Raw genomic sequence first — 22903 nt, forward strand, 5'->3', positions numbered from 1 at the left:
TAATTGGTTCTTGCGGCCAAAATACAACTCACGGCGGGCAAAGTTAATCAGACTTTCTGTATTTTACCTTTTACGCTTGTAGCCCGATGGTACTTTAAACGGAAATCCGGGATTCTCATTCACCAGCTCCACTTTGTTGTGTTTGATCCGCATATTGGTTTCATTCACCTGCTGGTCTTTCGCCGATTTCACATTCAAATGAATCATGCTGGTAAATGGAAATAGGAAGCTGCTGACGTCTTTGAAATCCTCGTAATCGAGCGTAAAGGTATTTTGGGTAGGTACTTCGGTAGCTTGCAGGCGGGACAGTTTCAGGGTACTTTCCGAGATGTAATTGTCTACTTCCAGCCTGTCTTTCACCTGTTTAAGAATATAAAAATCCTTTTGTTTCACAAATCGGCTGTCGGGTTGCTGCTCGAAAGGCAGGTTACCAATGATAACGGCCTGCAATAATTCGAAGTTGAGGTCGAAATTGTATTGTTTGCTTAGTTGGGCGTAGTTAAAGACAAAATAATCGCGGTGAATTTTGTCCATAAAAATGATGGAATCCCGCGTAATGATGCCCCGGGCCACTTCCAGGCCCACACCCGTCACGGAAATCCAGATCGTACTGTCCTGTTTCATGCGGATATTGACATTGGTATTGTCGAAATCCTGGTTTTTACTTTTAAAAGAAACCTTCGATTTGGCAACCAGATACTTGAAATCCAGCTCTTTGATCTTAACCGGCGCCACTGCTTCCTCGTCTGCGGCCGGTTTGGTAGAGTCCAATGCGGTGGAACTTTCGGCCACGACGGCAATGGTAGAATCGATGGATGGATTTTTTGAAAGACTTTTTGAAGAACGTTGTTTATGACAGGCTGTCAACCAAATGAAACAAATGGCCAACATTCCGATCGTCAATCTATTGCTCATGTAGTGCACCCGTAGCTATTTTTTTGTCAAGAAGTTCGGTGGTTTCACCCATCCTTTTGGCCTTTTTCCATTGAGCAACCGCATTATCCCGTTCTCCCAGCTTGAAAAGCACATCCCCGTAATGCTCAACAATCGTGCCACTCACGGCATTACTGTCCAGCATCGCTTTTTCGAGATATTCCTTGGCCCTCTTGTAATCCTTGCGAATGTAGAGCACCCAGGCGTACGTGTCCAGGTAGGTGGAGTTGTTTTGATGCTGCTTCACCAGCTTTTCCGACATTTTCAATGCTAAATCCAGCTTCTCTTTCCGCATGGACAAAAAGTAACTGTAATTGTTCAGCACATAATCATTATCGGGATTCGCTTTGAGGGCGAGCTCGTACGCGCTGTCCGATTTTTCATTGTCTCCCAGGAAGTTATACGCATCGCCCAGCTGCGCATTGATCATCGGGATCAGGTCGGGCTTATCGCCAACCAGTTTCAGGCTTTCTTCAAAAGAGGAAATTGCCTGTTTATAATTCTTTTTCGCCAGCTGTGCCGTTCCATTTGAATACCAGAAAATACCTTGATTCGGAAATAGCTCCAAGGCTTTTTCCGAATGTACCAGCATGCTATCAATGCGGTTCAGGTCTCCGTCGAGTTGCAGGATAGCGCCCCACATCCGGAAATCGGAGCCATCGATTTTTGCGGCTTTTACATACAAATCCAGCGCTTCTGCTTTCTTATTTTGTTTTACCAGCAGGTCAGCGTAAATAGTAAGTGCCTGCATTTCATTGGGATGCGTCTCCGAAAGCTGCTTAGCCAGAACCACCGCCTCGCTAAATTCGGCATCCGTTTTCAGCATGCTCAGATAACCTGTCAAAACCCTGATCTTAGGATCCGCGTCCAGATTTGGATTGGCAAAAACCAGCTTTAATTCCTGGTTACATTTTTGCACATCACCATTTCTACGGTAAATATCAGCCAGCAGAACATGCGCTTGCGCCTCGTCCGGATTGATTTTCAATGCTTCTTCCAGCGGAGCCACCGCTTCCACCACGCGATCATTGGCGATCAGCAGCTCAGCCATTTCCACGCGGTAACTTACCTCCGTAGGCTCGGCGGCAATCAGTTTTTTGGCCTCGGCTAATGCTTTGTCCAGGTTGTTTTGCCTCAAATACAGCTGCTGCTTCTGGTGGGTCACCTCTTCGGTCACGCCCATCGCTTTTTCCAGCCTGTCGTAAGATTCTATTGCTTTATCAAATTGATCATTAAAGACATACACCGCAGCCAGCTCAACTGCGTACTGAATGTTCTCCGGATTTTTGGTCACCAAAACCTGGTAAATCTGTGCTGCTTCGGGGTATTTTCTGCGTTTTGCGTAAAGTTCAGCGAGTTGCTGGGCGTAGAATGTATTGTCTTTGGCGAGATCATAAGCCTTTTTGGAAGCAGCAATCGCATCGTCAAATTTTTCGAGCTTGATCAGTGCTGTGGCGACGAGATAGTGGCTGGCGGCATCCTGCGGGCTGGCCTCTACCAGTTTCTGGAAAACAGGCAGCGCTCGCTCAAACTCGTCCTTCATCATAAACTTCATCCCTTCCGCCACCAGCGTTTCCTCTTCCAGGCGGAAAGTCGTCGCCTCACTTTTGGCAGGCTGCTTCTCCCGCTCTTTGCTGCGACGCTGCGCACTGGCGGGAAATGCTAAGAGCATCGCGGCCAGACAAGTCAGAAGGGTTAGTTTTAAATATTCGGTCTTCATGTTTTAATCTTTTGCCATCAGATACTGAGACTTGACCGGCTATATCTGTGTAAATACCAAAGTTACCATTTTTTGTCTGTGCGACTTGCCCAAACGCATACGTAAATAAGAATACTAACGTGGAAATTAAAGGATTCTTACAATAATTTTCAATCAACCCGGTACTGCTTTTTCCCAAAGCCCGGAAGGCCCGCGGGGCTTAAAACTTCCGCCCTGATTTCCACCTCTGTCGCGGCGTCGGTATTGTAATAGCTAAGCCGGGCTTTTCCGTTTTTATCTGTTGTTAACATCGGTGACCAAAAAATAGTTGAGCGGTAGTCCGGGATTTCGCCTTGTTGCGCAGGTGATTGATAAACAGGCGAGTAAAACTCCCGGGGCACATTAAATCCGGCAATTTTGGTTACCAGTACACCAGGCACAATGTCCTGCGAATAATCGTAATTCTGGTTTCCCCTTTTAGTCAAAATTGAAATCACCCCGTTTCCGCCGCGGCTCCCGAAAATCGCCGCCGCCGGACCTTTGAGCACATCGATGGATTCAATGTCGAACACATTGATGGCCGTCGCCAGATTTTTATCCCCGGTCATCCCATCCACCACAAACAAAGGTTCACCCCGGTTTCCGCGGATCGAGACGGTCGCATTCATACCCGAACCCGTCACCATCACCCCGGCCACGCGTCCGGCCAGCATATCCAGCACCGTCATCGCCGACGAGGCCATTTGCGGCGTCACTTTTAATGTCGCGTCCGCATGCCCGTAAATTTTCCTGGAATCACGCTCTTCCTGTTTCTTCGCTTTGATGGTGACTTCCTTCAATAACCGTTCCCTGCTCTCACGGATCTTTCGTGTAAACTCCTGATCCTGAGCCGCGCGCCTCAGATATTCATCCAGCTTTTGTGCTTCCACCGTCACCGGATAATAGGGGATTTTCACCAGCGAAATGGTGGGCGCTTTAAATGGAGTCAGTATAAAAGAAAGGTTCTGGTTGCCCTTTTTATTCATGCCTTGCAAACGAAGCTGCAGAGAATCCGCGAAAACGAGGTTATAAATCGCAAAGCGGCCGTTTTCATCGCTTTCCGTAGTCAGGAATGTGCTGAGGCTGTCATTGCTTACAAAAGCCGAGAGCGTGATTTTTTCCGTCGGCTTTTTATTATTTCGCCGCACTTCACCGGCGAGGGTTATACCTTGTTCTACAAACCGTTTGGGCTCAGGCAGCGAATCTTTCAGCACATCTTCCCAGCGAAACCGCGTCCAGCCCTGCGTCATCATCAGGTAATCCATGTGTATTTTCCGCTCCGTTTTTTCTTTGTCAAAATAATGGGCAGGCTGTTCAATGTTGCCTTTCAGGTCTGAGGAAAGAAGTAAGTAGGAGGTAATGTTCTGATCTGCGGGTTGCTGCAAAATCTGATTCCCGTCAGTAACCGCTACTGAAAGATGCGTTTGAACCGGCTTGCCTGCCGAGTCCGTCACCGTAATCTCAATGTCCGATTTTTCGCGGGGCTTATAGTTTGTTTTGGAAGGCGCTATGTTCACGTTCAGGCTGCGGCCGTGGTCGATGAAAACCAGCCGCTCGCACACCGGTTTATTTTCTTCATTAAACAATGTCAGATGTGTGATCCCATCGGGCAGCTCGGTCGTGGGCAAATTCATCATAAGTCCGCGATTGGAGATTTTTCCTTTGGCTACAAAAGCGACAATGCCCCTGGAATGTCCCACCACATTGACCGGAATTTCGGTCTTGCCCGGAATTTTGGCATAAGCAATCACCCTCATTTTCAGTGGATTTGATAAGTTATCCACGATCATGGTGTACCCGCTTTGCTTCACTTCCGGGAATGTCAGCGGTGTAAGCGCGCCATTTTCACTCCGCATAAAAGCAGAATAAACCTGGCCTTCCTCCGCCTGAAACTGAAACCGCCCCATGCCCAGAAATTCACTCCGAAAAGAAGCGACGGTATCTTTTTTCTGATTCAGCACAAAACCATTTACATCCTCGCCCAAACCGCTGGCATTCACCGCTTTAAAAGCAATGCGGGTACTAACACCGGAAATGAGCTCGCCGCCTTCGGGGAAAAATTGGAAGTCGATCTTGGGTGAACCTGCCACCGGCGATTTTTCATTTTGGCCAAAAACATAAATGGGTTTGTGGAAAAAGAATTCCTCCGAAAAATTGGTCATCCAGTTGGTATAAGCGCGGACGGTGTAGGCACCATTTGGGATAGAATCGGCCAATACAATATCACCGTGGCCGATGCCGCCCAGGAGCTGGACGTTTTTTGTACCAAAACTTTTGCCCGTCCGCTGATCGATCAGGTCCACATATAACAAGTTGCTCGCGCTGTCGGCCGTATGTAACGCACCTTCCACGAGATAGGCTTTGAACCACAGGGTATCACCGGTGACATAATACGGCTTGTCGAGGTGCAGGTAAGCTTTTTCGGCCGGGAAAACGTGCCGGTAGGTTTGCAGCTTGGTGGAAATGTATTCGGTAAAATCGACATCAAGCCACTGAAATGATACCAGCAGCGCAGAAATCAGTGCAAAACCCGATCTTTTGAATAATGTGCTAACCCGCATTTCTGAGTTCCGTTTGAATGTTTGTAGCGATATGCAATTTTCTTACATAAAGAATCCCGGTTACCGATTTACCCGCCTTACCACCAAAAAAACCGGGTAACTAATTACCATAAACAGCAGGGCAAACTGGCTGCTGGGCAAATCCTGAATGATGGCGCCGATCAGAAACGCGATGGATAAAATCAACATTAATATGGGCAAAAGCGGATACGCAGGTACTTTCCACGGACGTGGCAGATCAGGCTCTTTTTTTCGTAAGGCCAGCAGCGAGGCAAATCCCGAAGCATAACCCAGGACGAAAAAGAAGGTGGCAATGTCGGAAAGTTTCTCGCAGGCATCTTTGCCGATCAGGATCAATGTCACTGCTACACAAGCAGTTATCAGCATCGCCACCGCCGGCGTACCACCATGGTTGACGCGGGTACCGGCATTGATAAACAGCCCGTCGCGACTCATGGAGTACAAAACCCGGGGGTTGAATAACATTTGCGCATTGACAATTCCGAGGATAGAAATCATGAGAAAAAGTGTCACGATCTTACCCGAACCTTCCCCGAAAATCAGCCGGATTGCGTCGGCGGCGGCAAGTTTGGATTGGGCCAGTTCGGTCATCGGCAGCACATGCAGGATCGCCAAGTTGCATAGTAAGTAAATGGCAATGATTAGCAGCACGCCGCCTATCATAGATTTCGGGAGATTTTTGGAAGGATCGCGGTCTTCTTCGGAAAAGTAGGCGGCGGTATGCCAGCCATCATAAGTATAAAAAATGGCTTGAAGTGAAAAAACCACGGGGGCGATCCAGCTTCCGGTTTCGATGATCTTGCTGGTAGTGAGGGCAGTTTGCTCGGGCGTCACTTCACTTCCGTAGATGTAGCAGATCGCGACGAATAGGAAAAGCCCGATGCCTTTTAAGACACTCATAATGTTCTGAAAGCTACTCGCCAGGGCCAGCCCAATCCAATGTATTCCGGTGAGAATGATGAGGATAGCAGCCGCAACGTAAGCTTCATGACCAGCCAGCGGCGGGATCAGCAATGCCAGATATTCGCTCATGGTATACACCCCGAAACCTAGCGCCGAGCAGGTACCAAGCCAGCTGTTGATACCGACTACAAATCCCGCGTAATTACCAAAAGCCCGCTGCGCGTAAACATACCAGGCGCCTGCTTTTGGCACCGAAGTACCCAACTCGATTGTACATAATGTGCCCAGAAATGCGTACAAGCTCACTGCAACCCACAATGTCATGATCAGCCAGGGTTCGCCGAGCTGCGCGGCGATAGGTCCTGGTTTTCGCAAAATCCCGGTACCGATGGTACCGCCAACTGTGACCGCAATACCGAAGCCGACACCCAGAATTTTCAGCAGTTCATTTTTTTTCGCGGTGGGTTGTTCCATTCAGGAGTGGGAAATGTACTTTCCGAAAATAGGAAAAGTTTTTCTTTTTGTAACCCCTATATTAGCTAGCGGATATTTCTCGTAAAATATTGTTACGGCTGGGCATGTTTTGGACAAAGAATATTTGGATTATACATGTAGTTGGCTGGATTTTATTCCTTAGCCTTCCGCTCACCATCATGTCGCGCGAGCCAGAGGATTCGCAGCTGCTGATGGTACTTACCTCCATCTTTTTCTGGCTGTTTTTCCTGATCTACGCCTTCATTTTCTATTTCAATCTGCACGTGCTGATCCCGCAGATTTTTCTGAAAAAGAAATACCTTTTATACACAGCCCTTTTCGTCGGAGGTTTTGTACTGACTTATGTGTCCCAGCCTTTTGAAAATCTGATTTTCCAGAAATTCAGCCGCAGCAGCATGCAGTATCGGCCCGAACCTGGCCGACCGCCGGGCTTGGAACCGCGATTTGAACAAAATCCTCCGCCACGACCTGAGCAGCCCAGCGCATTTCGGAGGCCGGCACCCCGTGTGGATTTTGTGAGCCTGATCCTTTTTGTGGTAGTGTGGGTGGTTGCGATGGCGCTGAGTTTTTCACAGCAGTGGAGGCTTTCCGAGAAGCGGGTGATTTTGTCGGAGGCGGACAAGGCGCAGGCCGAATTGTCGTTTTTTAAAGCACAGATCAACCCGCATTTTCTTTTTAATACTTTGAATAACATCTACTCGCTGGCGGTTACCGGCAGTGAACATACGGCGCCGAGTATTCTGAAATTGTCGAGAATGATGCGGTACATTACCGATGAGGCGAGCGGAAATTACGTACCGCTGGATGAAGAAGTGCGCTCGCTGGAAGACTACATTGACCTGCAAAAATTGCGGTTGAGTAATAAAACGCGGGTGATTTTTGAAGCGGGTGAACTGACGATGCATGTTAAAATTGCACCGCTGATTTTGATGACGTTCGTGGAAAATGCATTTAAATATGGCGTCAGCAACCGGAATGAGTCGGAAATTAACATTCGGATCAAATCTTCTGAGAAGGACATTTCATTTTTTTGTCAAAATCAAGTTTTTGAGAAAAAGACAGATTTACAGCGTACCGGAATCGGGATCGCGAATACCCGCAAGAGGCTGGATTTTTTGTATCCCGATCAGTATGAACTGGACATTCGGGAGGCGGACGGATTTTTTACGGTAAACTTAAAACTTACCAAAGTATGAAATGTATAGCCGTTGACGACGAGCCGCTTGCATTAAAAATCTTGGAAACCTACATCGCCTCGTTTCCAACATTGGATCTGATCAAAACCTTTGACGACGCAATCGAAGCCGTCGGTTTTTTAAACAGCAAAGTTGTCGATCTGCTTTTTATCGACATTAATATGCCCGATCTCTCCGGCCTGGACCTGGTTTCGCAGCTGGACGAAAAGCCGATGGTCATTTTTACGACAGCCTATAAAAATTTTGCACACGAAGGTTTTGAGCTCGAAGCGATCGATTATCTGCTGAAACCGATTGCGTTTGAGCGTTTTGAGAAAGCGGTACAAAAAGCGGAGGAGAAATTTCAGTTTAAAAAGTCGCAGCAGGGCTCCGGTAAAGATTCGATCGTCGTGAGGTCGGAGTATAAAATGGTGAAGATCCTGCTGGACGACATTGAGTACATTGAGGGGATGGAGGATTACATTAAAATCCATTTGAAAAATCAGGGACATTCTGCGACGAGGCATCCGGTTATGACCTTAATGTCTTTGAAAGGGATTTTGGAGACTTTACCTCAAAACCAGTTCAGCCGGATACACCGCAGCTACATTGTGCCCGATGCGCTGGTGATTTCTATCCAAAACAAAAAAGTAAGGCTTGCCACCCAAAAAGAACTGCCTGTAAGTGACAGCTACCTGGGCTTTATTGAAAAGTGGAAAAACCGGTAATTCACCGGGACATTCGCCGGATTGACCGACACACTCGCCGCTTTCCGCAACAAACCGGGATGTAAATGCGATTTGGTATTTACAATCATGAACTGTTGCAAATATGGAACGTAAAGAATTTTTAAGAAGAGGATTTTCTGCATTGGGTCTCGCGGCGATCGTCCCGATGATCAGCTGTTCAAGCGATACCGTAGACCCAGAAACCACGGACACAACAACCGGCAGCACCTCGGGCTCTACGACCGGAACAACCACCGGAACCTGCACCTCAACCCCGTCGGAAACCGAAGGTCCGTTCCCGACCCACTCGCCTTCAAGTTATGTAATTACAGACATTACCTCCGACCGGCAAGGAACAAAACTGACTGTAAAAATTACGATTCAAAACAAAAACAACAGTTGTGCCGGTCTGGCCGGGGCGCTGGTGGATATCTGGCATTGCGACGCGGCCGGCAATTATTCGGAGTACGGCGGCTCAGGGATGCAATCGACGAATTACACTTCCGCGCACTTTCTGAGAGGCCGGCAAACTACGGATGCAAACGGACTCGTCACATTTTCAAGCATTTACCCCGGCTGGTACTCGGGCCGCGCCACGCACATTCACGTGCATATTTACAATGCCAGCGGCAAATCGCTGCTCGTGACGCAGATTGCATTTCCCGAGGATATCAGCAAAGTGGTGTATGCCCAGGGCGTCTACGCAAGTCACGGCCAAGCCGATACCACCAATGCGCGGGACAATGTGTTCAGCGACGGCTATGCATTGGAGCTGGCAACGGTAACTGGCAGCACGTCAGCCGGGTATGAGCTGACGCACGCGATTGTGGTAAGTGCCTAGTAAAAAGCCAAAACTTATGCTGACCGAAATCGACGCGCAAATTTTCCTGGAAAGCCAGCGGGGCTGTTTTCAAACAGACGGCTTCCGCAGCTTCCGGACATTTAATTTTGAGGAATACGAAGCTGAGGGCCGGGAGCCGTTTGGAAAGTTGCTGACATTCAATGACGAAACATTGCTTCCGGGACAAAGTCACATCTTTTCGGTGGCAGAAACTTGCAGGATCATTTTACTCCCGCTGGTAGGAGGTATTGAGGTTGCACTGGGCGATTCAGCAGCGTTACAATTCGTAGATTCGGGCGAGGTGCTGAGTTTTTGCGCGTTGCCAGGGGAACATTACAACATTTCCAATCCGTACGCGGAGGAAGCGATCAACTACCTGCAAATCAGGATTGAATGTAATGAAACCGATCAGCTACATAGGCTTACCAAATTTGATCTTTCGAACAAAAATTTCCTTCTACCTGCTCATAGCGGCCGAGAGCGTGAGGCGAGTGTTTACATTGGCAAATATGACGGCAGGGAAGAGGGTGTTTTTATTCCAGACGCTCCAAATCGCCGTATTTTCGCTTTCATCGTCGAAGGTGCCTTCGAGTTCCAGAACAGATTATTAGAAAAACGCGACGGGTTATCTATCCGCAACGCAAATGAAATCGAGTTCGAAGCGCTTTCTAATGATGCGGTGATTTTGGTTTTGGAGGTGTAGCAGTTTGTGAGGATTAATCCCTGCCTTATAGATTTGACCTTTACAGACCAATTTGAATTTGACCTAAAAACAAAGAAGCAGAAGCCGTTTCCAGCTTCTGCTTTTAATATGAGTTTCCGGGAGTTTTACAGAACTGCTTCTGCCAAAACCAGCACCTGGTTGTGAAGTACTTCAACAACCCCACCGTCGATCAGGTAAGTTTGCTTTGCAGCGCCTGTATCCACGACTACGTCGCCTTTTTTCAATGTACTTACCAGCGGTGCGTGGCGGTTAAGAACCTGAAATTGTCCCTCTGTACCCGGCAATGTTACCGCATTTGCCTCACCAGCAAACACTTTTTTATCTGGGGTAATAATTTCTAAATGCATTTTTTTAGCTGTTAGCTTTTAGCAATGAGCTGTTAGCTGCTTCTTTACAAACTAACGGCTTGATATATAGCAATTAGCGAGTTGCTTCTGCCAGCATTTTTTCTCCTTTTGCCTGCGCATCTTCGATGGTTCCAACGAGGTTGAAAGCCATTTCAGGAAGGTGATCGTAAGCACCGTCCATGATCAGGTTAAAGCCTTTGATGGTATCATTGATATCCACCAATGTTCCTTTTAGACCTGTAAACTGCTCGGCAACAAAGAATGGCTGAGAAAGGAAACGTTCTACACGACGGGCGCGGGATACAACCAGCTTGTCTTCGTCAGAAAGTTCTTCCATACCCAAAATCGCAATGATATCCTGCAATTCTTTGTAACGCTGAAGAATGTTTTTCACACGCTGCGCGCAGTCGTAATGTTCTGCACCCAAAGTTTCAGCATTCAAAATACGTGAAGCTGAATCGAGTGGATCCACAGCAGGGTAGATACCTTTTTCAGAAACTTTACGGCTTAGTACGGTAGTAGCGTCCAAGTGGGCGAATGTAGTCGCCGGAGCCGGGTCAGTCAAGTCATCCGCAGGTACGTAAACCGCTTGTACAGATGTGATTGAACCACGTTTTGTAGAGGTGATACGCTCCTGCATCTGGCCCATTTCTGTTGCCAGGGTAGGCTGGTAACCTACCGCAGATGGCATACGTCCCAAAAGGGCCGATACCTCAGATCCCGCTTGTGTAAAGCGGAAGATATTGTCAATAAAGAAAAGAATATCACGACCTTGTCCTTCGCCATCTCCGTCACGGAAATACTCAGCCATTGTCAATCCTGAAAGTGCCACACGTGCACGTGCGCCAGGAGGTTCGTTCATTTGTCCAAAAACGAAGGTTGCCTGTGAGTCTTTCAAAGTGTTATAATCCACTTTTGAAATGTCCCAACCGCCTTCTTCCATGCTGTGCTTGAACTCTTCGCCGTATTTAATGATACCGGCTTCGATCATTTCACGCATTAAGTCATTTCCCTCACGGGTACGCTCTCCAACACCTGCGAATACCGAAAGACCGGCATAAGCTTTTGCAATGTTGTTGATCAATTCCTGGATCAATACGGTTTTACCAACACCGGCACCACCGAATAATCCAATTTTACCTCCCTTTACATAAGGCGCCAGCAAATCGATCACCTTTATACCTGTGAAAAGTACTTCGGTAGCCGTAGCAAGTTCTTCAAATTTAGGAGCTGAGCGGTGAATAGAAATACCGTTGGTAGAATCAAGCGGGGTCAATCCGTCGATCGCTTCACCGATCACATTGAATAGACGGCCTTTAATTCCTTCGCCAATCGGCATTCTGATGGGTGAGCCCAGTGGCCTTACGTCCATGCCGCGCTGCATACCTTCGGTACTGTCCATCGCGATCGTACGAACACGGTCCTCGCCCAAATGCTGCTGGGTTTCCAGGACAACTTTCTGACCGTTTGGTTTGATGACTTCTAACGCATCAAGGATAGCGGGAATGTTGGTGCTGTCCTCAAACGATACGTCTACAACTGGTCCAATTACCTGCGTAATTTTTCCTATGTTTGTCGCGTTTGCCATTATATAATTTGGATTATCTCAGGTGAGGTTATTTTCAGACCGCAAAAGTATGGGATAATTTGGTTAGTACCAATAGTTAGCAGGCTGAAATATTGGATATTTTTTAGAAAAGCGGTATGTTTTTTGCAATTTGTAAAAAAGGTTAAATTTGAATTTGCACAATACATCGGGAATTATGAATAATCCGCTTTTGGAACGTATCACTTTTAATCCCAATCAATGCGGAGGCAAGCCCTGTATCCGAAATATGCGGGTGCGGGTAACGGACGTGCTGGAACTGCTGGCCAACGGATTAACCGCAGAACAGATTGTTAGCGAAGAACTGCCCGATCTGGAAATGGAAGATATCACCGCTTGCCTCCTCTATGCAGTTATAAAGCTGAATCACCCAGTTTTGCAGGCGGCTTAATGATTATTCTCGACGCCCAGCTTCCACCGGCTCTTGCTCCCTGGATTTTTTCCAATTTTCAAATAATTTGCTATTCAGCCGCTTTTCTCAATCTTTCTAATGCTGAGGACCGCGAGATTTTCTTTCATGCAAGAGAAAAAAATGCGATTGTGATAACCAAAGATGACGACTTTGTCACGCTCTTAAACCGGCACGGCAGTCCTCCGAAAGTGATCTGGTTAACTTGCGGAAATACCTCAAAAGGCCGGTTGATGGAAATTTTGACCGCCAATCTGAAACAGAGCCTCGAACTTCTCGAAATAGCTGACCTGGTGGAAATCACCGGTCGTTGATATGTATCTAACATTATTATGAAGGAATTTTTTTTCTGGAAGGTTTGGTCTCCCTCTGAACGCAGGATGACCGTTGGTGCCTTGATATTGCTGTTTTTCTCGATCCTGTTTTTTGCTTTTTATGTGCGGGATCCTTTGCAGAATGTGATCAACTGGAATGTCGTCAGCGAAATGTCGGACATTTCGACGGCGGTGGATGTTTTGCGTTTGGGTAACTGGCAGTACGGGGTTTCGATTCCTTCGCATCTGGTGACGGAGAGCTTTATGGCCTCCGTGATGGAGCTTGATTTTGTCGCCGTAAACCTGTTTTGGGTTTTTGCGCTGGCGGGATTAACGTTGATTTTGACGGCTTTAACAACGATGCCGCGTTTCTGGTATCTAGCCGGAATGATCGGTTTTATACTTTTTCTCGCGTTTTCAAGGATGGAGACGCTGGGTGTTTTCGGTGAAGGCCGCTTTTTGTTTTTGTTGGTAGTCATCCTTTACAGCGCAGTCACTTATTATTTTCACGCATTTCGCGCGGATCTGGGAATTGCTGCGAGGGTAGGAGGCATCGCCGCAGTTTCTATATTGATCGCACTTTTGATTGCATTCGGGTCGAAATCAGCGGTTCCGGCTTTGGCTGCTGCGGCTTATTCTTTTCCACTTTGGTTATTTCTTACAGTTATTTTTTTGCTGATCAGCGCCACCGAAATTATGGCGGGGCTGGTTTGGCTGAGCAGCAGCGGATCATTTAGCAAAGGCAAATCGGGGCTGGTTAACTTTATTGTTATCAGCGTATTGTATCTTCTTCTACTCCTTTTAATTTATTTAAAAAACACCCGCCAGATCGACTGGAATTTAACATTAATCAGCCCGGTATTTCTGGCATTGGCTTCGGGAGTTTTAGGCCTTTGGGGTTTTCGCAGGCGGGCCGATTCTACCGGAACGATCATTCCTTTTCGCAGCACCGGCTTTTGGCTTTATCTGGGAATGTTCCTGGTCGCTGCTGCATTTACTGGATTTATTGCCGCCACTGCCAATGATCCGGTTTTAGAAACATTGGAAGATGTCGTTGTTCAGGGCCAGCTCGCGATGAGCGTCTTATTCTTTTTCTATATTCTGGTCAATTTTTTTCCGCTTTTTCAGCAAAAACTGGCGGTATATAAAGTGTTGTACAAACCGATGCGATTCGGATTGACACAAACCCGGCTTTTTGGTTTTGCAGGCGTGGTCATTCTATTTTCAGTTCAAAGATTACTTCCAGTCAATCAGGCAATTGCCGGATATTTTAATGGCTTGGGTGACTTGCATACGGTGACGGAGGAATTTACTTTGGCGGAGCAATATTACAAGCTCGCTTTGCAGCAGGAATTTCAAAATCATAAATCCAATTACGCCCTCGCCTCCCTAGCGCTGAAACAAGGCGACCGAAATGCAGCGGCTTATTATTTCCGGCGGGCGCTTTTGAAAAATCCGTCACCGCAAGCCTATGTAGGTTTGGGTGGTATTCTGACGCAGGAAAATCTGTTTTTCGACGCGGTGTACAGTTTACAGGAAGGACTTCAAAAATTTCCTGAAAATGGCGAGTTGCTGAATAATCTAGGCATGCTGTATTCCAAAACGAATGTTGCAGACTCGGCCTATTATTATCTGGATAAAGCAGAACGAAACTCGGTGCTGCCAGAAATTCCTGCGACGAATCTGCTGGCAATCCTTGCAAAAAGTACCAATCAGACTTTACTGGATTCGCTGGCTTCCGTCAGTAAAAAGCGTGATTATCTTTCCTGGAAGGCAAATTGGCTCGCTGTCCAAAACCTGACGCAAAAATTTACAAAGGAAACATTCGACTCAAAGGCTATTCCGGCAGATTCTATGCTGAGTGTTTCAGCATTGTCTTACCTTTTAAACTACGCCACAAATCAGGCCCAATTTGATGAATCGCCAGCAACCTTTTTACCCAAACTCGCCGTCAAAAATCCGATACTTTCACAAGATTTGACATTTGCGGCGCTCTATCCGGAGTTTTATAGTGGTAGTAAATTAAAGGCTTTGGAAACAATGTCAGCCTGGGCCGCGGAGGATGATCAAAAGAGTGATTTATACAATAAAGTGCTGGGACATTGGCTGTTGCAGTTAGGTTTGTATGATAAAGCCCTGGAACCCTTGTCGCTGGTCGAAGGCATTGAAGGTACGATCGGAATGGCCGTCGCAAATGCTTTGTCCGACAAAAAAGAAGTGGCAGTTATATTGCTGGAAAAAGTGCGTGAAAAGGAGCCTAATGCGCCGATTGAGCAATTAAAGACAACATTGTTTTCAGGAATAAAACCTAAATCGCCTGCCGATTCCTTGCTTCAAATTGCAGCTAAGACGCCTTCGGACAAAAATTTCAATAATGCTGTTTTGGCAAATCCTTTTAAGTCGGACGTAGTTTATGCTGCCTCTGAATTTTACAGAAACAAAAAGCAAACTGCCAAGGCTTACCAGATTGTGCTGAATGCGCTGAGGCTGAATGAATTTTCGCCGGAAATCTGGGCGGAATATGCTTATCTAAGCCTGGATCAGGGTTTGGTGGGTCAGGGCGACGAGGGTGAAGCAAAAGTAAAGCAATATGCATCACCAGCCGACTATCAGCAATTTATCAGCCGCTATCAGCCTATGCGGGCACTTATCGAAAAACAAAGAGCAGAATTTCAGTGATTTGATATTTTAGTTTGCACCTAAATGCTCAAAATCAATGGCACTCGTATGGAAGTCTAACTTTACGCATTCAGAAATCAGGATTTTTAGAGGTAAGGTTGTCGCCGGCCTGCTGAAAATGAACATTTGGAAAAGCTCAGGTTATGGCGAGCTGGATGGTCATCTTTTGAGATTCAAGGTAAGAGGATTCTGGCAACGGCGGGTCGAAATGACTGACATTGACGGACAAAGGATTTTAGGCGAAATTAAGCTTCGCTTCTTTAATGGTTTGGCGACCATCGGCTACGAAAACCAGGAATATCAGTGGAAATACAAATCCTGGCCGCGCAGAAACTGGGCTGTCAGAAATGAAAACGACATTGCCGAATTCAAGGTGAAAGGTTTTTGGCAAACAGAAGGTGAAATCGAAAATAACGAAATCCCGGCAGCGGTGATTCTTGCATCCTTATTTATACACTTCCATTTCAGAAAAGTAGCCGCCGCGACGCACTGATAAATATTTATTCTCCACCCGAAAATTCCTTTAAATGAAAATTATCGAAACAAGTGACATTGCAAAAAAGTATGTCATGGGCAGCGAGGTCATACAAGCTTTGAAATCCGTGACCATTTCGGTGAACAGAGGGGAGTATGTCGCATTTATGGGGCCGTCGGGTTCGGGAAAATCGACTTTGATGAACATTATCGGCTGTCTGGACACGCCTACTACCGGAAGATACATCTTAAATAATAAGGATGTAAGTGACATGACCGAAAGCGAGCTGGCCGAGATCCGGAACAAGGAAATCGGTTTTGTTTTTCAAACTTTCAACCTTCTGCCAAGAATGTCGTCGCTGGATAATGTAGCCCTGCCGCTGATTTACGCGGGTTTGAGTAAGTCGGACAGGACGGAGAAAGCCATGTTATCACTAAGAAATGTGGGACTTGAAAATAGGGCAGGGCATAAGCCAAACGAACTTTCAGGTGGGCAGCGGCAGCGCGTCGCGATCGCCAGGGCGCTGGTAAATGATCCCAGCATCCTGCTCGCCGATGAGCCGACGGGTAACCTGGATACCAAAACTTCCTACGAAATCATGGACCTTTTCGACCAGCTTTACAGCAAAGGAAACACGATCGTGATGGTAACCCACGAAGAAGACATCGCACATTATGCCCACCGCATAGTCCGCCTCCGCGACGGCCTGGTCGAATCGGACACCATTAATCCCAACCCTACGAAGGTTAGTGCGTTGGTTTAAAAACAAATAGTTAATGTTACCTTTGTGAGCTCGGGCTGAGAGATAGCTGGGTTGGTCCGGATGAGTTGCTGAAAAATGGCAAATCATTCGGATTATTTTTATTTGAACAGGTATGAAAATCAATTTCAAAGACCTCATATTATTTGAAGATGAGGATTTTTTATTAGTCAATAAACCGCCGCACCTGGCGACGCTGGACGAAAGAACTGCCGACAGGGGCGGAAGCGTGCTGCGGCTGGCGAAGGAGTATAATGCTGACCTGCAGGCGGCACACAGGCTGGACAAGGAAACATCTGGCGCTCTTGCATTTGCAAAAAATCCGGCCGCGTACCGGCACCTGGCTATGCAATTTGAACACCGCGAAGTCACGAAAAGATACCACGCGGTGTCCAACGGGATCCATAACCTCGACAGCATTTCGGTATACCTTCCGATTTTACCTTTAAAAAATGGTACTGCAGTTAAAATAGACAAGGCGGAGGGCAAGGTTGCGGAGACGATTTTCAATACGCTGCAAGTGTACAGAGGATACACTTTGGTGGAATGTATACCCATAACCGGCCGGATGCACCAGATCCGTATCCACCTTTCTTGTCTCAAAGCGCCGATCGTCAATGATCCGCAATATGGTGGCGAACCGATATTTCTTTCCAGCCTTAAACGGAAATTCAATTTAAAGAAAGAAACAGAGGAACAGCCTCTTATTCAAAGGGTTGCACTCCATGCACATTCACTTTCATTTGCGCTGATGAACGGAGATCCGGTGCGGATCGAAGCGCCGTACCCGAAAGATTTTGAGGTACTTGTGAAGCAATTGAACAAATTCGGCATGTAATAGCATAATTTTTTAGCGCGGTGAAGGAGAGTTTGAGTAGGTTTAAATCCGTCATTCATCCTAACTATGCTATAACTATGCAATTACAGACAGGGAAAAATTCCACTTTGCTGCTCGCGGGACTGCTTTGCCTTTCCGTTTTTTACAAGGCAAATGCGCAATCGGGGCGCAAAAATGATGTGATTGTAAAAAGGGATAGCTCCCGGATTCAGGCGCTGATCACGCAGATGACCTATGAAAAAATCAATTACCGTGACCTGGGGACCGCGGATAGCGCCAAAACTTACATTTACCTCGATCAGGTTGCCAGGGTTTTATTGAAAAACGGCAAAAACATCAATGTCAGGGATTCTATTCCAGCAGGTAAAACTCCGCCCGACAGCGTAGGACAATATGCCGATTTGAATAATTTGCCCACCAATGCTTTTGAAAAAAGTGTTGTCATGGCGAACTCCGACCAGTTGCGCGATAAGTATCAGTACCACAAAGACAAGTCTATCGACGGCAAAACCGGTGCGATCGTTTTTACTTCGGTTGCGGTGGTCTCGCTGGTATCCGGCCTTATCATTTCTTCTACCGGCGATAGTCCGGATAATAAAACTATCGGTAACTCGCTGGCGATTGCCGGCCCGGTTGTCGGGATTGTTTTAGGAGGGATTGGTTTTAAAAACTACAAAATACACCGGGCAAAAGCTGAAAAAGTGAAAGCTGAACTGGAAAGGCGGAACCAGCCGCTGACTACATTTCGGTTTATGCCGAGGTTTGATCCGCTTAATAAATCGGCCCATCTCACATTGAGCATGTCATTTTGATAAGGTGAAATTTATTGCTTCATTAGTGTACATTCAAAATTACTACACTAATGAAAGTAAGTTTACCAAAGCTGAAAAATCAGCTCCTAGCCATGTTAATCGGAATTTTGCTTGCCCAAACCGCATGGGCGCAAAATCCCAGGAAAGCCGACATTATCATCCTGCGGGATGAAACCAAACTGGAAGTACTCATCCAGGAAGTGACCGATAATGCGATCAAATACAAAAAGTTAAGCGATCCGGAAGGGCCGGTTTTTAATGTCCGCAAAGACGAGGTAGTCTCTATTCAATATGGAAACGGGGAGGTAGAAACATTTGAAGCGGTGCTGGAAGTGCCGAGTTACTATGCTCCATCTCAAACTCAAAAAACCCCGAAACCGGAAAACAATCCTTATAACAACGTTACCACAGTACGTCCGAAAACCGGCAACAAATTCCTGGATGAAATAAGATCTTCAACACCTGATCATTTACGGGCAACTTACAAATACTATAAGGCCAAATCAAAATCCGGAATGATCATGGGGATCGCGGGTACTTCGGCCGGAATTTTGGTGGCCGCCATCGGCACAGGCATTGTAGTAGGAGTAGAGACGGACGCAAATGGAAATTTTGCGACTTACCAGGACCAGCAGCGGGCTCTCAGGGGTGCGTGGATGATGTTGGGAGGTTTTGCGGGAGCAGTTACCTTCGGCACCGTGGGCTTTGTGAAAGGCGGCAGAAATGGCTCAAAGGCGAGCAGAATAAGAAGAGAACTTCTGCAAAGAAATGAGCCGATTACATTCCAGCTCGGGCCGGGTTTTAACCCGATCAATGGCGCGGGATATCTGACGTTGAAAATGAAATTTTAAGAAGTAGAGAGCATAAAAAAAGGCCTGGAATCGCTCCCAGGCCTTTTTAGTGTGTTGTGAATATCAGAATTTAAATGCGATACCCGCTTTCAAAGCTGCTGCATTGTAACCAACTTCTGCAAAAACGCCCAAATTAGGTTTGAAGTAATATCTTGCGCCTGCAAATGCGCCAAAGAATACGCCGCTTCCATATGCATCGTATCCAACACCGTCATAAGAAGAGCTTGCGATACGGTAGCCTAGTGCAGGGCCTGCGTAAAGATCAAGATTATCTATTTTAAGGAAGTGTTTTCCATAGTGGTATGAACCTCTGGCTGCAATGTTGATGAAGTTGTAGCTCCATCCGTAGTTGTAAATTCCGCCGCCGTAGCCCCAGTGCATAAAGTCAAACTGGCCACCGACGCTGATGAAATCATGCACACCGCCTTCAAATGAAGCGCCCAGACCGATACCGCCGCCGCCATAAGTACCGCCTAAGTTGATACCTGCATTCAGTAATTTATCTCCTTTTTCAAATTGGGCAAAAGCCTTGTCAGAAATCACGCTCAAAACGGATACGACCAAAAGTGTAAATAGAATCTTTTTCATTGTAATAGATTAAGTTATTGTGTTAAAATAATAATGGCACAAATTAAAGCCATTTCTTTTAATGCTTCAAAACTTGTGCCATTTATACTTATTATACGGGTGCTTCCGGTTTATATCCGGTTCTGCGCACTTTTTTGTCCTATATCAGATGTGTTTCCGCAATTTGTCCTTGAACACTTTTTTAAATTTGTCGAGTTTTGGGGCAATCACAAATGCACAGTATCCCTGGTCCGGGTTGTTTGCGAAGTAATTTTGGTGATAGTCCTCCGCAACATAAAATTTCTGCGCTTTACTAATTTCCGTCACGATCGGTTTTTCATAGGCGCCCGATTTGTCCAGTTCTGCCTTCGCCTGTTCGGCCAGCGCTTTCTGCTCGTCATTGCGGTAAAAAATCGCCGAACGATATTGGGTACCAACGTCATTTCCCTGACGATTTAGCGAAGTTGGGTCATGGCTTCTGAAAAATGCTTCGAGCAAATCGGCATAGCTGATCACTTTTGGATCATAGGTAACTTCCACGCATTCAGCGTGTCCTGTCGTGCCGGTGCAAACATCCTTGTAACTAGGATTGGCAACCGTGCCCCCGGAATAGCCGGAAACAACTTTTTTAACGCCGTCCAAAGATTCCATGACGGCCTCGGTACACCAAAAACATCCGGTTGCAAATGTGGCAACCTGCGTTCCGGCGGTATCAACTTTATTCTCATCCAGCGCGGTCGTTGCTGATTCGTTGTCCATATTTTTCTTATGTTTTTTATCCGACTGTGCGCACGAAACGATAACCAGGCAGCACAAAAAAAGGAATGTGAAAATGGGGATGGTGGTTCTCATTGTAGTCTCGATCAATTATCTTCCAAGGTTTAACGAATAGCTGAGAAAGAAAGTTTTGTCAGGCGTATTCATGCTTATTTACGAAATTTGCGGCCGAAAAGATCTACCATGACTTACCTTCATTTCAAAGCACTTCATATCATTTTCGTCGTCAGCTGGTTTGCCGGACTGTTCTACATGCCCCGGCTTTTTGTGTACCACACCGAGGCCAAAGACAAGCCGAATCCAGAGCGGGAAATCCTTTTTGCGCAGTTTACCAAAATGGAAAAATTGCTCTGGAATGCGATCATGACACCCGCAAGCTGGCTGGCCCTGTTGTGCGGGACGGTGATGATCTACCTGAACCCCGCATGGCTCGATCAAGGCTGGATGCAATTAAAACTGCTTTTTGTAGTCGGACTGATCGCCTATCATTCATTTATGCGGATTATTCTCCTGGAAATCCGTAGGGAAAAATTTCGCTTCTCATCTTTCCAGTTGCGGCTTTTCAATGAAATAGCGACGATTTTCTTGTTCTCGATCGTTTTTTTAGTAGTGCTGAAAAATACAGTCGACTGGATCTGGGGCGTGCTGGGGCTGATTGCTTTCGCGATTTTGATCATGACGGCGGTGAGAATTGTCCGGCGTATCAGGGAGAAGAAATCGGCCTAATTTTGTCCCGTAAAACCAAAAAACGCTGCCCCTTTGCAGGAACAGCGTTTTGTGCCGAAGGCGGGACTCGAACCCGCACAGGGCAACCCCCACACGCCTCTGAAACGTGCGTGTCTACCAATTTCACCACTTCGGCATTTGAAATTTGGTTGGCAAAAATAGGAAAGACTTTTCAGGTTTTCAAAGCCTGGAAAGCATTAAAAACTTTAAATTTCAATATTTTCGTAAAGCGCTGGGATATACACATTTGCAAAGCCAGCTTTTTCCAGTTTCAGCTTAAAAGATACCTGGGTTTCGTATTCTCCGTGGACCAGGAAAACTTTTTTCACGCGCTCCGGCGTCTGGCACGACAGAAAATCCAGCATTTCATTGTAGTCGCCGTGACCTGAAAATGATTCCATCGACCTGACTTGGCAGCGCACTTCAAATTGTTCCCCAAAAATATTCACGTGCTTGTCGCCCCGCTTCAATGCACCAGCCAGCGTATTTCCGGAAGCATAACCTACGAGCAAAATCGTGGCTGACGTATTGCCGATGTTGTTTTTAATGTGATGCTTGATCCGCCCGGCCTCGGCCATCCCCGATGCGGAAATGATAATGCAGGGCTCTTTTTTATCATTCAGCGCGATCGATTCCTCCACTTTTGAAATATAATGCAGGTACGGAAATGCAAATGCGTCCCCGTCTTTTTCAATGTAGCTCAGTATCTCAGGATTAAAACATTCGTCGTGTTCCTTCATGATCGCCGTGGCGCGGATGGCGAGCGGACTGTCGATGTAAACCGGAATATGCGGCAGCTTTCCGGAGCTGTAAAGCTGATCGAGCGCGTAAATCAGCTCTTGCGTCCGGTCAATCGCAAATGCCGGAATGATGAGCTTGCCTTGATTTTCAACACAGGTTTCCTGTACAATTTGCAGTAGGTGCGCGTGCATATCACCCTCTTTTTCGTGCAACCGATCGCCGTAAGTGGATTCGCTGATGATAATGTCGGCCTGCGGGAAAGTATCAGGTTTTTTCAGGATCCGATCTTCTGGTCGCCCGATATCGCCGGTGAATGTTACTTGTTTGAATGTTCCTTTGTCGGGAATGGTTAGATGTACCGCCGCGCTTCCCAGCAAATGTGCGGCATCTGTGAGTACTACCGCCACTTCTTTTTCTTCTCCCAAATAAAAAGTTTGTCCATATTTTACCGGTTCAAAAAGCGTCAGCGCGTGCGCGGCATCTTCGGAATTATAGAGCTCTTCCACGAGCGGTCTGTTCTGCTTTTGCCTCCTTCGGTTTATTCTTTCCAAATCAATTTCCTGAATGTGTGCGCTGTCCATGAGCATCACCCGACAAAGATCTGCCGTGGCGGAAGTACAATAAATCGGTCCTTTAAAACCCTGCTTGACAAGCCTTGGCACCAAACCGGTATGATCAATGTGGGCGTGCGATAGGATCAGGAAGTCGATTTCAGCAGGTTTAAAACCAAATGTTTCGTTGAATTCATCGGTTTGGATTCCCTGAAACAATCCGCAGTCGAGGAGGATTTTGGTGCCTTTTTCGGTGGTAATCAAATGTTTGCTGCCGGTAACGGTCCTGGCTGCGCCAAAAAACTGGATATGCATGATAAGAGGTTTAGTT

The 22903-nt window shown here is 46.7% G+C and carries 22 protein-coding genes and 1 tRNA gene; 13 read left to right on the plus strand and 10 right to left on the minus strand.

Annotation, left to right across the window (positions count from 1 at the left end):
• Nucleotides 1-63 precede the first annotated feature (63 nt).
• The 4 genes from lolB1 to FEN17_RS23905 form a co-directional block, all read right to left on the minus strand.
• Nucleotides 64-915 (minus strand): lipoprotein insertase outer membrane protein LolB1, encoded by an 852-nt coding sequence (gene lolB1 / locus FEN17_RS23890; RefSeq protein WP_138367941.1) that lies wholly within the window; start codon nucleotides 913-915, stop codon nucleotides 64-66.
• Nucleotides 905-2653, minus strand: a complete 1749-nt coding sequence (locus FEN17_RS23895) for a tetratricopeptide repeat protein (protein WP_229208974.1) — start codon at nucleotides 2651-2653, stop codon at nucleotides 905-907. The genes lolB1 and FEN17_RS23895 overlap by 11 nt, the downstream gene beginning before the upstream one ends.
• 149 nt (nucleotides 2654-2802) lie before the next feature.
• Nucleotides 2803-5232 (minus strand): TonB-dependent receptor plug domain-containing protein, encoded by a 2430-nt coding sequence (locus FEN17_RS23900; RefSeq protein WP_138367942.1) that lies wholly within the window; start codon nucleotides 5230-5232, stop codon nucleotides 2803-2805.
• A gap of 60 nt (nucleotides 5233-5292) precedes the next feature.
• Nucleotides 5293-6630: an APC family permease gene (locus FEN17_RS23905; RefSeq protein WP_138367943.1), complete on the minus strand. Its 1338-nt coding sequence runs from the start codon at nucleotides 6628-6630 to the stop codon at nucleotides 5293-5295.
• A 179-nt stretch (nucleotides 6631-6809) separates the two neighbouring features.
• Here FEN17_RS23905 and FEN17_RS23910 point away from each other — a divergent pair, with 179 nt between their 5' ends.
• From FEN17_RS23910 to FEN17_RS23925, 4 genes are all read left to right on the plus strand, one after another.
• Nucleotides 6810-7847, plus strand: a complete 1038-nt coding sequence (locus FEN17_RS23910; RefSeq protein ID WP_171037995.1) for a sensor histidine kinase — start codon at nucleotides 6810-6812, stop codon at nucleotides 7845-7847.
• A complete protein-coding gene (locus FEN17_RS23915) occupies nucleotides 7844-8554 on the plus strand; it encodes a LytR/AlgR family response regulator transcription factor (protein WP_138367945.1) in 711 nt (236 codons plus the stop codon). The genes FEN17_RS23910 and FEN17_RS23915 overlap by 4 nt, the downstream gene beginning before the upstream one ends.
• 103 nt (nucleotides 8555-8657) lie before the next feature.
• Complete coding sequence (locus FEN17_RS23920) at nucleotides 8658-9395, plus strand: dioxygenase family protein (protein WP_138367946.1); 738 nt, start codon at nucleotides 8658-8660, stop codon at nucleotides 9393-9395.
• 16 nt (nucleotides 9396-9411) lie between these two features.
• On the plus strand, nucleotides 9412-10098 hold the full coding sequence (locus tag FEN17_RS23925; protein ID WP_138367947.1) for a pirin family protein: 687 nt from the start codon (nucleotides 9412-9414) through the stop codon (nucleotides 10096-10098).
• A gap of 125 nt (nucleotides 10099-10223) precedes the next feature.
• Here the strand turns inward: FEN17_RS23925 and atpC are convergent, their stop codons facing one another.
• Complete coding sequence (atpC, locus tag FEN17_RS23930; RefSeq protein ID WP_138367948.1) at nucleotides 10224-10466, minus strand: ATP synthase F1 subunit epsilon; 243 nt, start codon at nucleotides 10464-10466, stop codon at nucleotides 10224-10226.
• Between the two features lie 73 nt (nucleotides 10467-10539).
• Complete coding sequence (gene atpD / locus FEN17_RS23935; protein WP_138367949.1) at nucleotides 10540-12054, minus strand: F0F1 ATP synthase subunit beta; 1515 nt, start codon at nucleotides 12052-12054, stop codon at nucleotides 10540-10542.
• Nucleotides 12055-12229: 175 nt separating this feature from the next.
• Between atpD and FEN17_RS23940 the strand changes: the two genes are divergently transcribed.
• The 8 genes from FEN17_RS23940 (at nucleotide 12230) to FEN17_RS23975 (ending at nucleotide 19210) form a co-directional block, all read left to right on the plus strand.
• Entirely contained in the window at nucleotides 12230-12463 is a 234-nt protein-coding gene (locus FEN17_RS23940; RefSeq protein WP_138367950.1) for a DUF433 domain-containing protein, read from the plus strand.
• Nucleotides 12463-12795 (plus strand): DUF5615 family PIN-like protein, encoded by a 333-nt coding sequence (locus FEN17_RS23945; RefSeq protein WP_138367951.1) that lies wholly within the window; start codon nucleotides 12463-12465, stop codon nucleotides 12793-12795. The genes FEN17_RS23940 and FEN17_RS23945 overlap by 1 nt, the downstream gene beginning before the upstream one ends.
• Before the next feature lie 18 nt (nucleotides 12796-12813).
• Nucleotides 12814-15474 (plus strand): tetratricopeptide repeat protein, encoded by a 2661-nt coding sequence (locus FEN17_RS23950; RefSeq protein ID WP_138367952.1) that lies wholly within the window; start codon nucleotides 12814-12816, stop codon nucleotides 15472-15474.
• A 37-nt stretch (nucleotides 15475-15511) separates the two neighbouring features.
• The gene (locus FEN17_RS23955; protein WP_138367953.1) at nucleotides 15512-15967 is read left to right on the plus strand and encodes a hypothetical protein; all 456 of its coding nucleotides are present in this window, start codon (nucleotides 15512-15514) and stop codon (nucleotides 15965-15967) included.
• A 34-nt stretch (nucleotides 15968-16001) separates the two neighbouring features.
• A complete protein-coding gene (locus tag FEN17_RS23960) occupies nucleotides 16002-16712 on the plus strand; it encodes an ABC transporter ATP-binding protein (RefSeq protein WP_138367954.1) in 711 nt (236 codons plus the stop codon).
• A 112-nt stretch (nucleotides 16713-16824) separates the two neighbouring features.
• Complete coding sequence (locus FEN17_RS23965) at nucleotides 16825-17547, plus strand: RluA family pseudouridine synthase (RefSeq protein ID WP_138367955.1); 723 nt, start codon at nucleotides 16825-16827, stop codon at nucleotides 17545-17547.
• A 77-nt stretch (nucleotides 17548-17624) separates the two neighbouring features.
• On the plus strand, nucleotides 17625-18359 hold the full coding sequence (locus tag FEN17_RS23970; RefSeq protein WP_229208975.1) for a hypothetical protein: 735 nt from the start codon (nucleotides 17625-17627) through the stop codon (nucleotides 18357-18359).
• 50 nt (nucleotides 18360-18409) lie between these two features.
• Nucleotides 18410-19210, plus strand: a complete 801-nt coding sequence (locus FEN17_RS23975) for a hypothetical protein (RefSeq protein ID WP_138367956.1) — start codon at nucleotides 18410-18412, stop codon at nucleotides 19208-19210.
• A gap of 63 nt (nucleotides 19211-19273) precedes the next feature.
• Here FEN17_RS23975 and FEN17_RS23980 read toward each other — a convergent pair whose 3' ends face one another.
• Together FEN17_RS23980 and msrA are read right to left on the minus strand one after the other, a co-directional pair.
• Nucleotides 19274-19798: a hypothetical protein gene (locus FEN17_RS23980; protein ID WP_138367957.1), complete on the minus strand. Its 525-nt coding sequence runs from the start codon at nucleotides 19796-19798 to the stop codon at nucleotides 19274-19276.
• A 144-nt stretch (nucleotides 19799-19942) separates the two neighbouring features.
• The gene (gene msrA, locus FEN17_RS23985; protein ID WP_171037996.1) at nucleotides 19943-20629 is read right to left on the minus strand and encodes a peptide-methionine (S)-S-oxide reductase MsrA; all 687 of its coding nucleotides are present in this window, start codon (nucleotides 20627-20629) and stop codon (nucleotides 19943-19945) included.
• A gap of 108 nt (nucleotides 20630-20737) precedes the next feature.
• Here msrA and FEN17_RS23990 point away from each other — a divergent pair, with 108 nt between their 5' ends.
• The gene (locus tag FEN17_RS23990) at nucleotides 20738-21280 is read left to right on the plus strand and encodes a CopD family protein (RefSeq protein WP_138367958.1); all 543 of its coding nucleotides are present in this window, start codon (nucleotides 20738-20740) and stop codon (nucleotides 21278-21280) included.
• Nucleotides 21281-21332: 52 nt separating this feature from the next.
• Here FEN17_RS23990 and FEN17_RS23995 read toward each other — a convergent pair.
• A tRNA-Leu gene (locus tag FEN17_RS23995) sits at nucleotides 21333-21416 on the minus strand.
• 70 nt (nucleotides 21417-21486) lie between these two features.
• Complete coding sequence (locus tag FEN17_RS24000) at nucleotides 21487-22887, minus strand: MBL fold metallo-hydrolase RNA specificity domain-containing protein (RefSeq protein WP_138367959.1); 1401 nt, start codon at nucleotides 22885-22887, stop codon at nucleotides 21487-21489.
• Nucleotides 22888-22903 lie beyond the last annotated feature (16 nt).

The sequence above is a fragment of the Dyadobacter luticola genome (genome assembly GCF_005860805.1).
GTDB lineage: Bacteria > Bacteroidota > Bacteroidia > Cytophagales > Spirosomataceae > Dyadobacter > Dyadobacter luticola.